General features: G+C 55.1%; 14 protein-coding genes. 8 read left to right on the forward strand and 6 right to left on the reverse strand.

The features are described from left to right. Positions 1-18: 18 nt before the first annotated feature. Positions 19-1482, reverse strand: a complete 1464-nt coding sequence (locus tag AUQ42_RS01265; protein ID WP_068517128.1) for a di-heme oxidoredictase family protein — start codon at positions 1480-1482, stop codon at positions 19-21. Between the two features lie 96 nt (positions 1483-1578). After that, positions 1579-2847 carry an imelysin family protein gene (locus tag AUQ42_RS01270; protein WP_068517129.1) on the reverse strand — a complete coding sequence of 423 codons (1269 nt, stop codon included), beginning with the start codon at positions 2845-2847 and terminating at the stop codon, positions 1579-1581. Between the two features lie 291 nt (positions 2848-3138). On the opposite strand from AUQ42_RS01270, the gene AUQ42_RS01275 reads away from it, so the two are divergent. Next, positions 3139-3852, forward strand: coding sequence for a cytochrome b/b6 domain-containing protein (locus AUQ42_RS01275; protein ID WP_228195781.1), 714 nt, complete (start codon positions 3139-3141; stop codon positions 3850-3852). 175 nt (positions 3853-4027) lie between these two features. On the opposite strand, the gene AUQ42_RS01280 is transcribed toward AUQ42_RS01275, so the two are convergent. After that, a complete protein-coding gene (locus tag AUQ42_RS01280) occupies positions 4028-4480 on the reverse strand; it encodes a cytochrome c (RefSeq protein WP_231856644.1) in 453 nt (150 codons plus the stop codon). A gap of 298 nt (positions 4481-4778) precedes the next feature. Here AUQ42_RS01280 and AUQ42_RS01285 point away from each other — a divergent pair, with 298 nt between their 5' ends. From AUQ42_RS01285 to AUQ42_RS01295, 4 genes are all read left to right on the forward strand, one after another. Further along, complete coding sequence (locus tag AUQ42_RS01285; protein WP_068517179.1) at positions 4779-6224, forward strand: NAD-dependent succinate-semialdehyde dehydrogenase; 1446 nt, start codon at positions 4779-4781, stop codon at positions 6222-6224. A gap of 557 nt (positions 6225-6781) precedes the next feature. Continuing rightward, positions 6782-6943, forward strand: a complete 162-nt coding sequence (locus AUQ42_RS15715) for an RSP_7527 family protein (RefSeq protein ID WP_156480797.1) — start codon at positions 6782-6784, stop codon at positions 6941-6943. Positions 6944-7111: 168 nt separating this feature from the next. Then, positions 7112-7900 (forward strand): alpha/beta fold hydrolase, encoded by a 789-nt coding sequence (locus tag AUQ42_RS01290; RefSeq protein WP_068517131.1) that lies wholly within the window; start codon positions 7112-7114, stop codon positions 7898-7900. A gap of 17 nt (positions 7901-7917) precedes the next feature. Further along, entirely contained in the window at positions 7918-8532 is a 615-nt protein-coding gene (locus tag AUQ42_RS01295; protein ID WP_082817659.1) for an NUDIX domain-containing protein, read from the forward strand. A gap of 50 nt (positions 8533-8582) precedes the next feature. On the opposite strand, the gene AUQ42_RS01300 is transcribed toward AUQ42_RS01295, so the two are convergent. The 3 genes from AUQ42_RS01300 to AUQ42_RS16055 all read right to left on the reverse strand — a co-directional run bounded on the left by AUQ42_RS01300 (position 8583) and on the right by AUQ42_RS16055 (position 11625). Beyond that, entirely contained in the window at positions 8583-9323 is a 741-nt protein-coding gene (locus tag AUQ42_RS01300) for an SDR family NAD(P)-dependent oxidoreductase (protein WP_068517132.1), read from the reverse strand. A 155-nt stretch (positions 9324-9478) separates the two neighbouring features. After that, positions 9479-10768: a polyhydroxyalkanoate depolymerase gene (locus tag AUQ42_RS01305; RefSeq protein ID WP_068517133.1), complete on the reverse strand. Its 1290-nt coding sequence runs from the start codon at positions 10766-10768 to the stop codon at positions 9479-9481. Between the two features lie 725 nt (positions 10769-11493). After that, complete coding sequence (locus tag AUQ42_RS16055; RefSeq protein WP_255355705.1) at positions 11494-11625, reverse strand: hypothetical protein; 132 nt, start codon at positions 11623-11625, stop codon at positions 11494-11496. Between the two features lie 358 nt (positions 11626-11983). Here AUQ42_RS16055 and AUQ42_RS01310 point away from each other — a divergent pair, with 358 nt between their 5' ends. The 3 genes from AUQ42_RS01310 (at position 11984) to pgl (ending at position 15277) form a co-directional block, all read left to right on the forward strand. Then, positions 11984-12439, forward strand: a complete 456-nt coding sequence (locus AUQ42_RS01310) for a hypothetical protein (protein WP_156480798.1) — start codon at positions 11984-11986, stop codon at positions 12437-12439. 561 nt (positions 12440-13000) lie between these two features. Further along, positions 13001-14488, forward strand: a complete 1488-nt coding sequence (gene zwf, locus AUQ42_RS01320; protein ID WP_068517136.1) for a glucose-6-phosphate dehydrogenase — start codon at positions 13001-13003, stop codon at positions 14486-14488. 69 nt (positions 14489-14557) lie between these two features. Then, positions 14558-15277 (forward strand): 6-phosphogluconolactonase, encoded by a 720-nt coding sequence (gene pgl / locus AUQ42_RS01325; RefSeq protein ID WP_068517181.1) that lies wholly within the window; start codon positions 14558-14560, stop codon positions 15275-15277. Position 15278 lies beyond the last annotated feature (1 nt).

Raw genomic sequence — 15278 nt, forward strand, 5'->3', positions numbered from 1 at the left:
GGGCAACCCATGCCAGACTCAAAGTGACTTGAGAAATGCAAGCAGTTTCCTGCGCTCAGATGGTGGCAGCAATGTGACAGAATTGCGCGCAGCTTCGGCTTCGCCACCATGCCAAAGTACGGCTTCAAGAATGGTACGTGCCCGCCCGTCATGCAAGAATTGCGCGCGCGGATCAATCTGTTTTGCCCGTCCAATTCCCCAAAGCGGCGGGGTGCGCCATTCGCGTCCCGATGCCTGTGCTTCGGGGCGATGATCGGCAAGTCCTTCGCCCATGTCATGCAGCAACAGATCGCTATAGGGCCAGATCACCTGTCCGGATTGCTCGGCCATGTCGGGGCGTTCGGGCAATTGATAGCGCGGCGTATGGCAGGATGCGCAACCGATTGAAGCAAAAATCTGCTGCCCGGCAACGACATCGGCATCATGGGCATCCGGGCGCGCAGGCGGGGCGATGTTGCGCGTATAATACAAAACAAGATCGGTGACCTGCGAATGGGCTTCGAGATTTTCGAATTCCGGGTCATTGCCATCCGGCGCGGTCAGGCAGTTTTTCTGTGTTTCGGTGCAATCGCCCGATCCGTTGGGATAAAGCGGGGTCGACAGACCGATATCAAACTGAAAGGCATTCTGGTTTTGCTGATCAAGTGTCGGCATCCCGGCCTTCCAGCCAAATCGACCAATTGCCAACTGTCCGCGGGCAATATCCCAGACATGATTGACCCGGCCCGAAATGCCATCGCCGTCACGATCCTGGGGATCAGCCGCCGCCAGCAACACATCGTCGGGGATGGCTTCAAGCAGGCCAAGACCGATCATCGGCGGTGCGAGGCGCGGAGAAACCATCACATCGGGATGAAGCGGGCCATAGGCCAGTTCGGTCATCTGGTAATCGGGTTTTTGCAGGGTGACGACTTCACCCCCGGCCAGGCTGACATCTTTGGTCTGGTAGGTAACCTTCACCCGGCCTTCGGCCTTGATGCCCGGGATTGAAAAGTCCTGAAACTGCCCGCCATAAACCGGATCGGGAATGGTTGCGATCTTGCCATCCAGATGGTCGCGCAACTGATCGGCGGTTTGCGGCGGGATCGACAGGCGCAGCAACATCGAAGTCGCGCCGTCACCCGGGGCATTTTCATCAACCGGATGGCCGCGACCATTGCGGATATGGCATCCGCTGCACGCACGCGAATTAAACAGCGGGCCAAGCCCATCGGCGGTTTTTGTCCGGGTCGGGGCGGTCACCCAAAGCCTTTGAAAAAGGGCCTCGCCAAGCTTGAAATCAAGCCGCTTTTCAAAGGTCATATTGGCCGAATAATGGGTGAAAACATTCCGGCCATCTGCGTTGGGCCATGTAGCGTCCCCGCCGGGCAGGGCCGATGCAGACAGATCGTCGGCACGGGCAGGGATCAACGGTGCCATCAAACTGGCCATTACAAGACCGGATGACAGAATATAGCGCAGGGCATAAGCGGGACGTTTCATGGCGGGTTCGGTTCTTGTCATTATTATAAAAAGCAAAACGGCGGGAGACACATCCCCCGCCGTTCAATGCCTTCAAGGCAGGTGCCGTAAAAAGGCTTAGTTGACTGCAGACGGATTGTCGAGGCTGTCGGAGCCTTCGAACTCGATGCCGTCAATGCCGACAGCGGCAATGATCTGCTCGATCGATTTGGTCTGGTCAACCAGGGCATCGACAAAGGTCTGGACAACAGCGTTGCCTTCGTCATTGCCCATGGCAATCAGCTGGTCGAAATGTTCGCCGCCCTGTGCGCGGGTAACCATTGCCTTGCCAGCCAGAACCGACGTTGCAAGCTTGCCACGCAGTTCGGTATCAAGGGCTGCGTCTTTTGCCGCAACCAGATCGGAAAGCGACGGGCCTTCAACGACCGAACCGTCAACACGGGTGTAACGGCCAAGATAAACGTTCTGGATGCCCAGCGCGTCATAGTAGTGGCTGTTATGGGTGTTGTCGGAGAAGCAATCATGTTCTTCTTCCGGATCATGAAGCAGCAGGCCAAGCTTGGTGCGTTCGCCGCCCAGTTCGCCATAGGACAGCGAACCCATGCCGGTGACGATTGCGGTCAGACCCGGAACGCCATCACCTTCAAGAACGGTTTCGCGTGCTTCGCCGCCTTCGGCCCACTGTGCCGTGATCCATTCAAGGTCGGATACCAGAAGATCGCCAGCCGCCTTGAGATACGCACCACGACGGTCGCAATTGCCGTTGGTGCATGCATCGCCAGCCGCATAGTCGGTCCATTCACGTGCACCTGCACCAGCACCCGTTCCATTCAGGTCCTGCCCCCAAAGCAGGAATTCAATCGCGTGGTAGCCGGTGGCAACGTTGGATTCAACGTCGTCAATTTCATGCAGGCTCTCAAGCAAAGCAGCATCAATGGTCGATGCGTCAATGGTTTCACCGGAAATCACCAGGGTCGGGTTGGCGACCACATTGGCGGTGTATGCCGGGTTTTCTTCGCTTTCTTCGCCATAAAGACCGGTTTCGACATAGTCGATCAGGCCTTCGTCAAGCGGCCATGCGTTAACTTTGCCTTCCCAGTCATCAACGATGGCATTGCCAAAGCGATATACTTCGGTCTGCTGATAAGGCGCGCGTGCTGCCAACCAGGCAGATTTCGCAGCACCAAAGGTCTCTGCCGACGGCTGTGCAACCAGTGCATCAATAGCAGCCTGAAGTTCTTTGGCAGTGATCAGTGAATCTTCATAACCGGCATGCGCGATGTCGGCATAGGTCGTCAGAACGTCTTTGGCGCCCGGTGCGGCATATGCCTGCACACCAAGGGTCGACACCAATGCGGCCGTCCCGAGAATTTTTGCGATTTTCATAGGAGTTCCCATCTATCCCTGAAAGTGAGCCAAGGGCAATGCCCCGCGGATCAGAGCGGCAAAACATCTTGCGCAAATGAAGAAATTTGCTCCCCGATAGTCACCCTGATCCCTATGCTTCCGTTTAAGTGATACTGCTTGTGATAATGATTTTCAATTAGAGAATGGTTTTGTTGCCAAATTTTCACGTTTTTTGAATGTGGTAACCGCAATTTGATCTGTTCATCGGCGCAATACAGGTCATTATCACTATAGTGTTCATGACCAACCGTCCCGCCAGGAGAGGACCTGATGAGCAATCAGATGTCGGATGAAAAGCCGGATGAAAAGAAAGTCAAACTTTGGGACTTCCCGGTACGCCTGTTTCACTGGTCGCTGGTTGCGGCCATTGTCACGGCATGGTGGACCAACCGGGAACTGATGATCGATATTCACGCCATTGCCGGTTACACCGTATTGGCCCTTGTGCTGTTTCGCATCATCTGGGGCTTTGTCGGCAGTTCGAACGCGCGCTTTGCATCCTTTATCAAAGGCCCGAAAAAGGTCATTGGCTATGCGCTGCGGATCCCCCGGGGATCAATGGCGGATCTGACCTATGCCGGGCATAATCCGGCCGGCGGCTGGATGGTGATGGTGTTGCTGGTTCTTGTCGCGGTGCAGGCGGTAAGTGGCCTGTTTGCGAGCGAAGATACCTTCCTGTTCTTTGATGGTCCGCTTGTTGCCCATGTCAGTTCCGATCTTGCCAGCACGATGAACTGGATCCATCACACCAACATCAATCTGATCTATGCGATGGTCGGGCTGCATGTTTTTGCAGCCCTGTTTTATCTTGTGGTCAAACGCGAAAATCTGATCGGTGCAATGATTACCGGGGCCCGGACGGTTCCGGCCGAACTTGCGGCCCGCTTCGCGCAGATCCGCTTTGCCTCGCCAATTGCCGGGATTGCCATTCTCGCAGTATGTGCCGTCATTGTCTGGGCGATGGTGACGGTTGCGCGCGGATAGTCGCGTGCGGATAAACGGCCGGCGGATCATCATCTGATCCGCCGTGCCAAGGGGAAAATGCCCCCGGCCTGAATTTTCCGGTGTGCTGCGCTGACAGCATGTGGGGTGAAAACCGGACCGGGGGCGCCCATCCAGGGGTAGGGACGGGCCAGTGTTTGCAATTTCGTTGGTTAGGTTATTTCGACCGATAGGTCTCGTGACAGCCTTTGCACGACTTGCCGAGATTGCCCATCGCGGCCCCCATGGCCGATTTGTCACCGGCTGCGGCGGCCATTGCCAATGCTGCTTCTTTCAGTTCCGGAAACCGTCCGGCAAAGTCATCCCAATCCGACCAGACTTTGTCGGTTGCCGTGGTTTTGACGGTTGCATCCATTGTTTTGGGTTCAAAAGCTGCCGGGGCGGCGTCTGCGGCAAAGGCGATGCCATTTGCCAGATTGCGCAATACCGGATCAGGAAGGTTGCAGTCTCCCTTAAGGTAACAGCCAAGGGTCCCCATCGCCCCGCCGATACCATCCATCAGCATCTGGCGGTTCTGAACCGTGGCATTGTCCATTGTCTCGTCGGCAAAGGCGTTGATCGGCATCATGCTGCCTGCGGCAATCATGGCGCTGAACAGTCCTGCAGTCACAAGGTGCTTCATGGCTTCTCTCTGTTGTATTTTGCGGGGTCTCTCTGATCGCCAAGCGGGCGTTTGATTCTTATCTGTATAAGAAGCATCTTGTTGCTTCCTGCCCGTCGCTCGGATTAGGGTCAGGACCGATTGTCCCAGTTGCGCCCCGAAAACCGGAATCACAAGCGCGTGAGTAGATCAGTTTTTTCGTATCTCGCGTCAAAGGAACTGCCCCGTTATGTCGTCTGCCACCCCGCAAACTGTTTCGAATTCTGATGACCAAGCCATTCGCGAAGGACGTGCGCGTGCCCGCAACATGATCCGTGAATGGGATCTGAGGCATGCCTATATCAACGGTCTTTGGCAGGATGCCGACAGCCGCGAGACTCTTGATGTGATTGATCCGGCCCGCGGGGATGTGATCGGTGCCGTTCCGTTCATGCGCACATCCGAGGCAAGGCGCGCGATTGATGCCGCCCATGATGCCTTTCCCGGCTGGTCCCGCACACTGGCAAAAGACCGTGCCGCCATCCTGCGGCGCTGGCGCGATCTGCTTGAAACCCATCAGGAAGACCTTGCGGCACTGATCACCCTTGAACAGGGCAAGCCCTATGATCAGGCCTTGCGCGAAGTCATCGGGGCGATTGCCTATGCCGAATGGTACGGCGAAGAAGCCAAGCGCGCCTATGGTCAGACCATGCCCGCCACCCAGCGCGATCGTCGCGTTGTCGTGCAAAAATACCCGGTGGGGGTCGTTGCGGCAATCACGCCCTGGAACTTCCCGCTGACCATGGTGGTGCGCAAATGCGCCCCGGCATTGGCGGCGGGCTGTACGGTTGTTGTCAAACCGGCCGAAGATACGCCGCTTTCGGCGCTGGCCGCGGCCAAGCTTGCCGAACAGGCCGGGTTCCCGGCCGGTGTGTTCAATGTGGTTACCGGTCAGCCCCAGCCGATCGGCGAGGCCCTGACGGGGGATGAACGCGTTCGCATGCTGTCCTTTACTGGCTCGACCGAGGTCGGAAAACGGTTGATGGCGCAATGCGCACCCACTGTGAAAAAGCTGTCGCTTGAGCTGGGTGGCAATGCGCCCTTCATCGTGATGGATGATGCCGATCTTGATGCGGCTGTTGCCGGGGCGATGATTTCCAAATTCCGCAACAGCGGTCAGACCTGCGTCTGTGCCAACCGCATTTTTGTTCAGGGCGGGGTCTATGATGCGTTTGTCGAAAAATTCATTGCCGCAAGCAATGCCCAGACCATCGGCAACGGCTTTGTCCCGGGGACCGAAATCGGTCCGCTGATCAATCGGCAGGCGGTGGCAAAGGTCGAACGTCTTGTTGAAAATGCGCGCAAGGCCGGTGCCACGCTGGTCTATGGGGCCGAACGGCCCAAGGGCGGACATTTTGTCCGCCCGCTGGTCATGACCGATGTGCCCCATGATGCCGACTGCTTTAACGAGGAACTGTTTGCCCCGGTAGCACCGGTTTATCGTTTTGCGACCGAGGATGAGGTGATCGAACTTGCCAACCGGGTGCGCACCGGTCTGTCATCCTATCTGTATAGTCGCGATATCGGCCGTATTCAGCGCATTGCCGACAATCTGGAAACCGGTGTGGTCGGGATCAATGACGGCACCACCAGCCACGAAGGCGCACCGTTTGGTGGCGTGAAGGAAAGCGGGCAGGGGCGCGAAGGTGGTCATTGGGGGCTTGAGGAATATCTTGAACCCAAATACCTCAATTACGCGATTGGCGGGCAGTAACGGCCCCGCTCGAGCCGGTTCAGTCACGGGACTGAACCGGGAAAGGGGATGCGGTCAAATGCGGTTCCGGCCGGTTGAAATGGGCGGATCGCAAAGCGATCATTCTGCCTGTTGCTATTGCCGTCCTGCGATCCTGACAAAGCTATGCAAAATTGATGAGTCGGATTCCGCGGAAAAACCGGTTTGAATTTGCCGTGTTTGGCAAAAATCCATGCAGTGCAAAGCATCAATCATAGCTGTTTTTTCTGCGGCAATGGCGTAAATCGACGGGCTGCGATGCCTCGAACCCCTTTATATTAGTGGAATGCGCGGGCATCGGGCCGGTCGGCGGGGCAGAAAATCCAGCAAAACGAGCACGTTATTTGTCATGATACGATCATGCGTTCTGCGCATGATAAGATTATGGCGGAAATGTTTCACGGTATGCGCTGTGTGCATGGGTGGAGTGAGAAAACTCTTCTCGTGGGAATGCAAAAACAGGCGTAAACCCGTTTTCAGAGAACACAACGCAAAACCCAGACGCGACAAGCGCGGGATGCTTTTGAAAGGAAACGGACATGAAAATGTATCGTGATTATGACCTGGTTGCCCTGCAGCGCGAAGCAGAACGTCTCCGTGCTGTTGCAATGCGCAACATGTTTGCTGCTCTGGTTCGCAAAGTTGGCGCACTGTTCGGTGCCAACCGCAAGCCGCACGGTGGCGTACCGGCTGGCGCATAATATCGCCAGTACCAAGAATTCCGGTGCTGACATGATCAGCACCCTTAAAAACACCTCCGCAATCCTCCCATGCGGGGGTGTTTTTGTTTGTATGCTTCACCTTGGCCCGACAGACGGTTATTAAGGGGGGGATTGCTGTCCCATTCCCGATCCCGGAAAGTTGGTTTTATGAAGCTCGCCCATTACGCCTTTGGCGAAGAAAATCGCGACAACGGTACGATTGTCATTGTCCATGGTCTGTTTGGTCAGGCCCGGAACTGGACCGCGATTGCCCGTCGGCTGGCGGAAAAATACCATGTGGTCACGGCGGATTTGCGCAATCACGGCCGGTCGGGCTGGGATATGGATATGACCTATGGCGCGATGGCGGCCGATCTTGCCGAACTGATCGGGTCCGTTTCCGATAAGCCGGTTCATCTTATCGGGCATTCGATGGGGGGCAAGGCATCAATGGTGCTGGCATTGTCGGCCAATGCCGGACTGGTTGCCGATCTGGTGATCGTTGATATCGCGCCGGTGGCCTATGATCATGACTATACCGGTTATATCACGGCGATGCGGGGGGTCGATTTCGATAAGGTCACCCGCCGCGCCGAAGTTGAAGATGCACTGTCATCCGGGGTTTCGGAAAAAGGCGTGCGTCAGTTCCTGGCCCAGAATGTCACAACAGACAAGGACAGCGGCAAAATGTCCTGGCAGGTCAATATTGACGCCATGGCGGCCCATCTTGATGACATTACCGGCTGGCCACAGTCGGATGTCAGCGGATCCTATGACGGGGATGTTCTGTTTATTTCCGGGGCAAATTCGCATTATGTCGATTCCCGTGATCGCGACCACATCAAATCACTGTTTCCCAAGGCGGCCTTCACCAGCATCAAGGGTGCCGGGCACTGGGTACATGCCGAAAAGCCCGAAGCCGTATTGCTGACCTTGTCTGCATTTCTCAAACGCTGAACAAAGGCGGGTGTCCAATGGTCGATCTTCCAAAAGGCTGGTCCATTCCCGATCTTGCCAATATCCGCATAGACGATATCGAATGCCTGTCTGACAACTGGTATCACCTTTATCGTGTCAGTTTTGATCTGAAACGGTCGGACGGATCTTGGCAACATCAAACCCGCGAGGCCTATGAACGCGGAAACGGGGCGGGCATTCTGCTTTATAACCGGGCCGACCGGACGGTGATCCTGACCCGGCAGTTCCGCCTGCCATCCTTTGTCAATGGCAACCCCGACGGCATGCTGATCGAAGTTCCTGCCGGTCTGCTTGATGATCGTGATCCGGCAGCAGCCGTGATTGCCGAGGTCGAGGAAGAAACAGGCTATCGCATCGGCAAACCGCAAAAGGTCTTTGATCTTTTCATGAGCCCGGGCTCGGTCACGGAACGGCTGCATCTTTTTGTCGCCGAAGTCCGCCGTGATCACCGCGAAGGCGATGGCGGAGGCCTGCACGAAGAAGGCGAGGATATCCACGTTCTTGAAATCGCCTTTGACGATATCGCATCGATGATAAGCGATGGCCGCATTCGCGATGCCAAAACAATCATCCTGCTTCAGCACGGGTTACTGACCGGCCTGTTTGACTGACCGGCCTGTTTTTGACGGAACGACACCTTTGCCAGGGCAATTACCAGGAATTACCAGGGCAATTCCTGGCTGTCATAGGCAAAGAACCCGCCGGATTGTCGGGGTGTCAGGCCGTCAATCACCGCAAGCATCCTGGCTGTGGCCTGTTCGGGGCTTTGCACATCAAGGCCCGATTTGGCAAACGGGCCGGAAAGGCCGGTATCGACCGTTCCCGGATGCAGGGAAACGCAAATGGCATCGGGCTTGTTGCGGGCAAGTTCAATCGATGCGGTTTTGACCAACTGGTTCAATGCCGCCTTGGCGGCACGATATCCGTACCATCCCCCCATCCGGTTATCACCGATACTGCCGACCTTGGCCGACAGGGTCGCAAAGACGGCCTTGCCCTTGCGCGGCAGCAACGGACAAAAATGCTTCATCAGCAATGCCGGGCCAATCGCATTGATCCGGAACTGTTTGGTCATATAGGCCGCGTCAATCTGACGGAGGGACTTTTCCGGCTGAAAGCTTTCATCATGCAGATAACCGGTCGCATCAATGATCAGGGCAATGTCACATCCATGTGCATCGGCCTGCATGCGGGCATCCCGTGCACAGGCATCGATGCTTTCGGGGATGTCGAAATCAAGTGACGGACGGGTTTTGCGTCCATAGGTCAGCACCTTGGCAAAATGCCCTGATGAGTGCAGATGGGTTGCAAAGGCGGCCCCAATGCCGCCGGTTGCACCGATGACAATCGCGATCTGACCGGTCGGGATGCTTTTGAAGTGCGGTGTTTCAATGCCTGACATCTGCGTCCCCTGGATTGTGCTTTGCGTGGGTGGTTGCGTGATGTTTTACGGCGGTGAAGGCCGTGCAGTTCAGGATTGATGAGTGTCGGGGGGGCAAAACCAAAAAGCCGCCGGCACGGGGCTGGCGGCTTTGGCAATGTTTCGGTCGGGTCCGATTATTCGGCGGCGTTGATGCGCGCGATATTCGGGGCGCTGCGGGCGCCTTTGCCTTCGTGATCGTGGCGGCGGATGAAATCCTTGATCCGCGGGCTGATCTGTTCGCGCCAGCGACGGCCGTTAAACACGCCGTAATGGCCAACACCCTGTTGCAGATGATGCATGCGCATATTGTCGGGCAGGTTGCTGCACAGCTTGTGCGCAGCCCGGGTCTGACCCATGCCGGTAATATCATCGCGTTCGCCTTCGACCGTCAAAAGGGCGGTCTTGGTGATGGCAGACGGATCAACCGGCACACCCTGCCAGCGCATGGTGCCTTCGGGCAGGCTGTGTTCATGGAACACGACCTTAAGGGTCTGAAGATAAAACTCGGCCGTCATATCCATGACCGCCAGATATTCCTGATAGAAGGATCGCTTGGCTTCGGCGCTTTCGCCGTCACCTTCGACCAGATGCAGGAACATGTCATGATGGGCCGATACATGGCGGTCCCAGTTCATGCTCATGAAACCGGCAAGCTGCATGAAGCCCGGATAAACCCGGCGCATCACACCGGCATGGGGCAGGGGCACATGCGACAGGACATGGCGTTCAAACCAGTCAAGGCTGTGCTGTTTTGCGAAATTGTTGACCTCGGTCGGGTTTTCACGCGTATCGATCGGTCCGCCCATCAGGGTCATCGAGGCCGGCTGGCATTTCTCGTTGCCGGCTGCCATCAGGGATGCGGCGGCGACCACCGGCACGGATGGCTGACACACAGCAATCATGTGGGTGTTGGGGCCAAGCTTGCGCAGGAACCGCATCAGGTAATCGATATAGCTATCAAGGTCGAAATGCCCCTGATGAACCGGAACGGTGCGCGCATCAATCCAGTCGGTGATGTAAACATCGTGATCGGGCAGCAATGCCTCGACCGTGCCGCGCAGAAGCGTTGAAAAATGCCCCGACAGCGGTGCGACAAGCAGCACACGCGGATCATCGGGCTGGGTTTTCAAGTGATCGGTTTCGCGCTTGAAATGCAACAGATCACAAAAGGCCTCGCTATGAACGATTTCTTCGGTGATCGGCACGGTTTCGCCGTCAATGGTCGTGGTTTCAAGCCCGAATTCCGGTTTGCCGTAACGGTGGGTAAAATGGGTGAACACGTCACATGCGGCCGCTGCTGCCCGACCCTGATGGGTATAGGACAGCGGATTGGCCGGATTGCGCAGCCACTTTTTGCTGGCATCAGCAGCCATGCGAAGCGGGCTTATTGTGGCGTGCTGCAATTCATAAAGGTGATACAGCATTTACTCTCACTCCCGGGTGACCGGCCTTCGGGCCTGTATCACCAACTGGTTACGGCATTTCATCCTGTTTATGGTCGTATGGGCGTCTGGCTGTGCGATACGACTTGGTATTCGGGTTCTGATCCGGGCTCGGGATTGATTGATGCCGTTTTGATCCACAACCATCGGGTCGTGAAGATGTGATCAGAAATCCTGTTATTGCGTCAAAGCCTACGACAGTTCAGCTTACTTGCAATAGCCATAAAGTATGATGAAATTCCAAATTATCGTTTTCTTTGTTGATTCAAACGAAATTTTGCCAGCCTGTCGAGTGAAATTTTGCAACGCAGCGTAAACTGTTGCAATGCAATAAGTGTTTTAAGCCTGAAATGATTGCCCTCCGCTGGGCGGGCCGCAAAAACGATCAGAAAAGCGGACTCGCCCAAAATCTGGTGCGCCATCCTTTGGCACAATGTGCGACGGTTGGTTGATCCAGCTGTACGCATAAAGAAAAGGCGCTGCTATCGGGGAATAGCAGCGCCAAGTCGTGCGGAGTATATTTTCAGTCGTCATAAGGCCCAAAAGGGAAGTCGGGCATTGGGGAAGCTCTGGCCGACAGGCGGGACAGGGTATGGGTGCGGGGTTGCCTGCCGGCCAGATGCCCGTGATGGACAAAAGCAATGGTGGCTTAAAGTCCGGGCCTCACAGATTTCAATTCGAATTCACAAGAAACGTTGCGGAACGTTTCAGACAAGACCACGAAGGCTTTGTGCCATGCCCAGGGCGATCACAAACAGGAAGAAACCTGTACTGCCGACAATCGCAACAGTGCTGCAAAGCTCGTTCAGGCGGGTCGGGTTTTCGATCAGTTTGTGCATGGTATGTCCTCCTCGATCTGTCTGAAGAAACCATACTGTTCTGATTTTGTTCTCGCAAGAACAAAATTGGAACAAAATCCGGGGCATTTAATTAAGTCATTGTTTTTAAATAAATATATGGTGTCCTCGGATGTTCTCATTTTGATCGGAAAATGAGAACATTCAGCATTATTTCAGGCCGTCAGGTGGAATGAAAGCCGCAGAAAATGGTGCTTTTGCGCGAGTCTTGACAATGCGGTGGCGATTTTTTGTAAATAGCACCCATGGGATGACTCGGCCCCCTTCACTGTTCATTTTTTTCGTCTTTGCGCATACTCTTAACGGAATACTCAACGGCGACATCAATCGGAGAGGGGATATGGGCGATGAAGGTGAGCTGACAGAAGCTCAAGTCGAGTTTTATTCGAGTAAGCTGTGTTTTTTATGGGAACAATATATGAAGTTCCTGGGGGTTGGCATTATTGCATCGGGTGCCACGCTCGGTTTACTTGCTAACGCCGCAGCACAGAAGTTGGTGACGCCTGAAATCTCGTGCGTGTTCAGCTTTGCAATCGTATTGGCGGGCATTGGTGGGGCTTGTTTTCTAGCGTGCCGATGGATGTGCCAAATCGTCATGGAACGTCAAATTTATGCTGATCCGAAAGCTGCAAAAAAATACTTCGATTTGGTCAATACCTCTGCGCCGTCAGCCTTGAAATACGAAGAGCGCGTCGAGCGGTATTACTGGCTCAATAACAGATTGAAATTTGTTGCAGCCGGTTGCTTGCTACTGTCATGGGGGTTCGCGATTTGGGCTGTCGTTGCCGTCGTTTGATCAGTTGGTAGGCCGCTCAGAAAGCCGGTTTGTTTTTCTGACTTTAAAAGTTGTTTTTCTTCTTTTGCTACTGTGCAGTAAGGTTGTGTCACTCGTCATTGATGACGGGAGATCCGTAGCATGTTTCGCAACAAATTGTTACGGTTAAACCGGATTCCGGTAAAACGGTCCATTTCGCGCTTGATCGCAGTGGTCTTACCCCCTGAGATCGTGTAACAGTGCGCTTTGCGACCGGTCTGGCGCAGCACTGTTGATCAGGACACAGCATTGCTGTTTGAATCGGTACAATTGGTCAGATAACAGAATACTGCCATGACCAAATCCCGCTGGCAGGTGTTCAAAATCGCAGAAATGCGTGTTGTCTGGTCATGATAAACAAGCCGGCTTTGAACCATTTGGGCACCCGTCAGAATGGTTTTGCCAGCAAATGCACAAGCACCATCGGGAATGCCGGTGGTGTTATCACGGTAAAAATGCCGTGTTCCCGTCGCCTGCCAGGATCGATTGATCCGGGGTCCCACCTTGGCGACAGGAAGGAAACGTTGGAAGGCTAAGGGCAGAATGAAACAAAGGCTTAAGCATCGTATCGCTGATATCGTGATTTTCGGTGGGACCGGAGATTTGGCGTTACGGAAACTGTTCCCCGCACTTTATGAAATGGAACGTACCGGGCGTTTCGACGATGAAACCCGCATCTTTGGCGCTTCGCGCAGCGAACATAGCGACGAGGAATTCCGCTCCAAGCTGGAAGAAGCCGGGCAAAAATTCATCCCCAAGGGCGAATTCGACGCCGAAATCTGGAAAAAATTCGCAAGCCGCATCGCTTATGTGCAGGTTTCCGCCGGCGACGAGGCCGGGTTCAAAGTCCTGTATGAAAAGCTTTCCGATCAGCCCGATCGTGATCGCGTCTATTATTTCTCGACCAGTCCGTCCCTGTTTGCCGACATGGCCTTTAACCTCAAAAAGGTCGGGCTGGTAACGCCCAATTCCCGCGTCGTGCTTGAAAAGCCGCTGGGCCACGATCTTGAAAGCTGCCGTGAAATCAACGGCCAGATCGGCGAAGTGTTCGAGGAAAACCAGATTTTCCGTATCGACCACTATCTTGGCAAGGAAACGGTGCAGAACCTTATGATCCTGCGCTTTGCCAATGCGATGTTCGAACCGCTCTGGAACAGTGCGCATATTGACCACGTACAGATCACTGTCGGCGAGGAAGTCGGGGTCGAAGGGCGCTGGTCCTATTATGATGATGCCGGTGCGATGCGCGACATGGTTCAGAACCATATGTTGCAGTTGCTGTGCCTGGTCGCCATGGAACCGCCCTATGTTCTTGATCAGGACGCGGTGCGTGACGAGAAGGTAAAAGTTCTTAAGGCGCTGCAACCGATCAATGACAGCAATATCGACAGTTCCACCGTACGCGGCCAGTACCGCAAGGGCGCGGTGGGCGGCAAGGAAGTGCCGGGCTACCTTGAAGAAGAAGGTGCCAATGTCGACAGCACGACCGAAACCTTTGTTGCCATCCGGGCCGAGTTGAACAACTGGCGCTGGGCGGGTGTTCCGTTCTATCTGCGCACGGGCAAACGGTTGCCCAAACGTCATTCGGAAATCGTGATCCAGTTCCGCGACGTCCCGCATCAGATTTTCCCGCTGGCCAAATCCATGACCAACTATCAGGCCAACAAGCTGGTTCTGCGGTTGCAGCCTGACGACGGCATTCATCTGGTTCTGAACAACAAGAACCCGGGGCCGGGGCTTGTCCGGTTGCGTCCGACAGCCCTGAACCTGTCCTTTGCCGAGGCATTCGGGGGCCGTAGTCCCGACGCCTATGAACGTCTTTTGCTTGATGCGATTGATGGCAATAACACGCTGTTCGTACGTCGCGATGAACAGGATATTGCATGGCAATGGGTCGATGCGATCCAGGAAGCCTGGAAAAACAATCATATCACGCCCAAAGGCTACACTTCTGGAACGTGGGGCCCGTCTGCGGCCATTGCGCTGATCGAACGTGATGGACGGACCTGGAACGAAGAAGCCGGGTTCTAGGATGGTGCGGCCCTGGCCAAAAGGCCGGGGCACCACATATTCAGCATGACCCCAATTCGGGAAGAAAACATGATTAACGAACGCATTTTCAAAAGCGGCGATGACATGCTCGCGGCATTGGTCAAGGAAACCGTCGAACGACTGGAATTTGCCATCGCGACCCGCGGCCATGCCAGCATTGCTGTTGCCGGTGGCCGGTTTCCCAAACCGCTTTTCCAGACCCTGTCGACCGTCCGTCTGGACTGGTCAAAGGTAACTGTCACCCTTGGCGATGATCGCTGGGTCGGGCTTGATGATGATCAGTCCAATGAAAAGCTGGTGCGCGACAATCTGTTCATCAACGAAGCACAGAATGCCCGCTTTGTGTCGCTTAAAACATCCGATAGCAGCCCCGAAGACGCGGTTGCCACCGTCAGTGCGCGTTTGCGAACCGAACTGCACTGGCCGCTTGATATTGTCTTTTTGGGGATGGGGGATGACGGCCATACCGCATCACTTTTCCCGTCCTCAACCCCCGAAGCCCTGCGCAAAGGGCTTTATCCCGAACATGGCGAGGTCGTCGCCGCTGCACGCCCGACCGTATCCCCGGTCCCGCGCATCAGCATGACGTTACCTGCCATTCTCAACGCCCGGTATATTGGGATCCATATTACCGGACAATCCAAATGGTCGACCTTTGAAACCGCGAAAAACGGCACCGATATTGAAGAAATGCCGGTTCGCGCAATTTTGCAACAGACTGACGTCCCCGTCGATCTGTGGTGGAGCGCCGAGAACCCGAAAGGCTGAA

The sequence above is a fragment of the Thalassospira sp. MCCC 1A02491 genome, from assembly GCF_001613785.1.
GTDB lineage: Bacteria > Pseudomonadota > Alphaproteobacteria > Rhodospirillales > Thalassospiraceae > Thalassospira > Thalassospira povalilytica.

Bases quoted from the DNA above. Each gene is read 5' to 3' on its own strand.
- AUQ42_RS01300 (WP_068517132.1), bottom strand. From the start codon at position 9,323: ATGTCAGGCATTGAAACACCGCACTTCAAAAGCATCCCGACCGGTCAG.
- AUQ42_RS15715 (WP_156480797.1), top strand. From the start codon at position 6,782: ATGAAAATGTATCGTGATTATGACCTGGTTGCCCTGCAGCGCGAAGCA.
- AUQ42_RS01265 (WP_068517128.1), bottom strand. From the start codon at position 1,482: ATGAAACGTCCCGCTTATGCCCTGCGCTATATTCTGTCATCCGGTCTT.
- AUQ42_RS16055 (WP_255355705.1), bottom strand. From the start codon at position 11,625: ATGCACAAACTGATCGAAAACCCGACCCGCCTGAACGAGCTTTGCAGC.
- AUQ42_RS01290 (WP_068517131.1), top strand. From the start codon at position 7,112: ATGAAGCTCGCCCATTACGCCTTTGGCGAAGAAAATCGCGACAACGGT.
- pgl (WP_068517181.1), top strand. From the start codon at position 14,558: ATGATTAACGAACGCATTTTCAAAAGCGGCGATGACATGCTCGCGGCA.
- AUQ42_RS01295 (WP_082817659.1), top strand. From the start codon at position 7,918: ATGGTCGATCTTCCAAAAGGCTGGTCCATTCCCGATCTTGCCAATATC.
- AUQ42_RS01285 (WP_068517179.1), top strand. From the start codon at position 4,779: ATGATCCGTGAATGGGATCTGAGGCATGCCTATATCAACGGTCTTTGG.
- zwf (WP_068517136.1), top strand. From the start codon at position 13,001: ATGAAACAAAGGCTTAAGCATCGTATCGCTGATATCGTGATTTTCGGT.
- AUQ42_RS01310 (WP_156480798.1), top strand. From the start codon at position 11,984: ATGGGCGATGAAGGTGAGCTGACAGAAGCTCAAGTCGAGTTTTATTCG.
- AUQ42_RS01305 (WP_068517133.1), bottom strand. From the start codon at position 10,768: ATGCTGTATCACCTTTATGAATTGCAGCACGCCACAATAAGCCCGCTT.
- AUQ42_RS01270 (WP_068517129.1), bottom strand. From the start codon at position 2,847: ATGAAAATCGCAAAAATTCTCGGGACGGCCGCATTGGTGTCGACCCTT.
- AUQ42_RS01275 (WP_228195781.1), top strand. From the start codon at position 3,139: ATGAGCAATCAGATGTCGGATGAAAAGCCGGATGAAAAGAAAGTCAAA.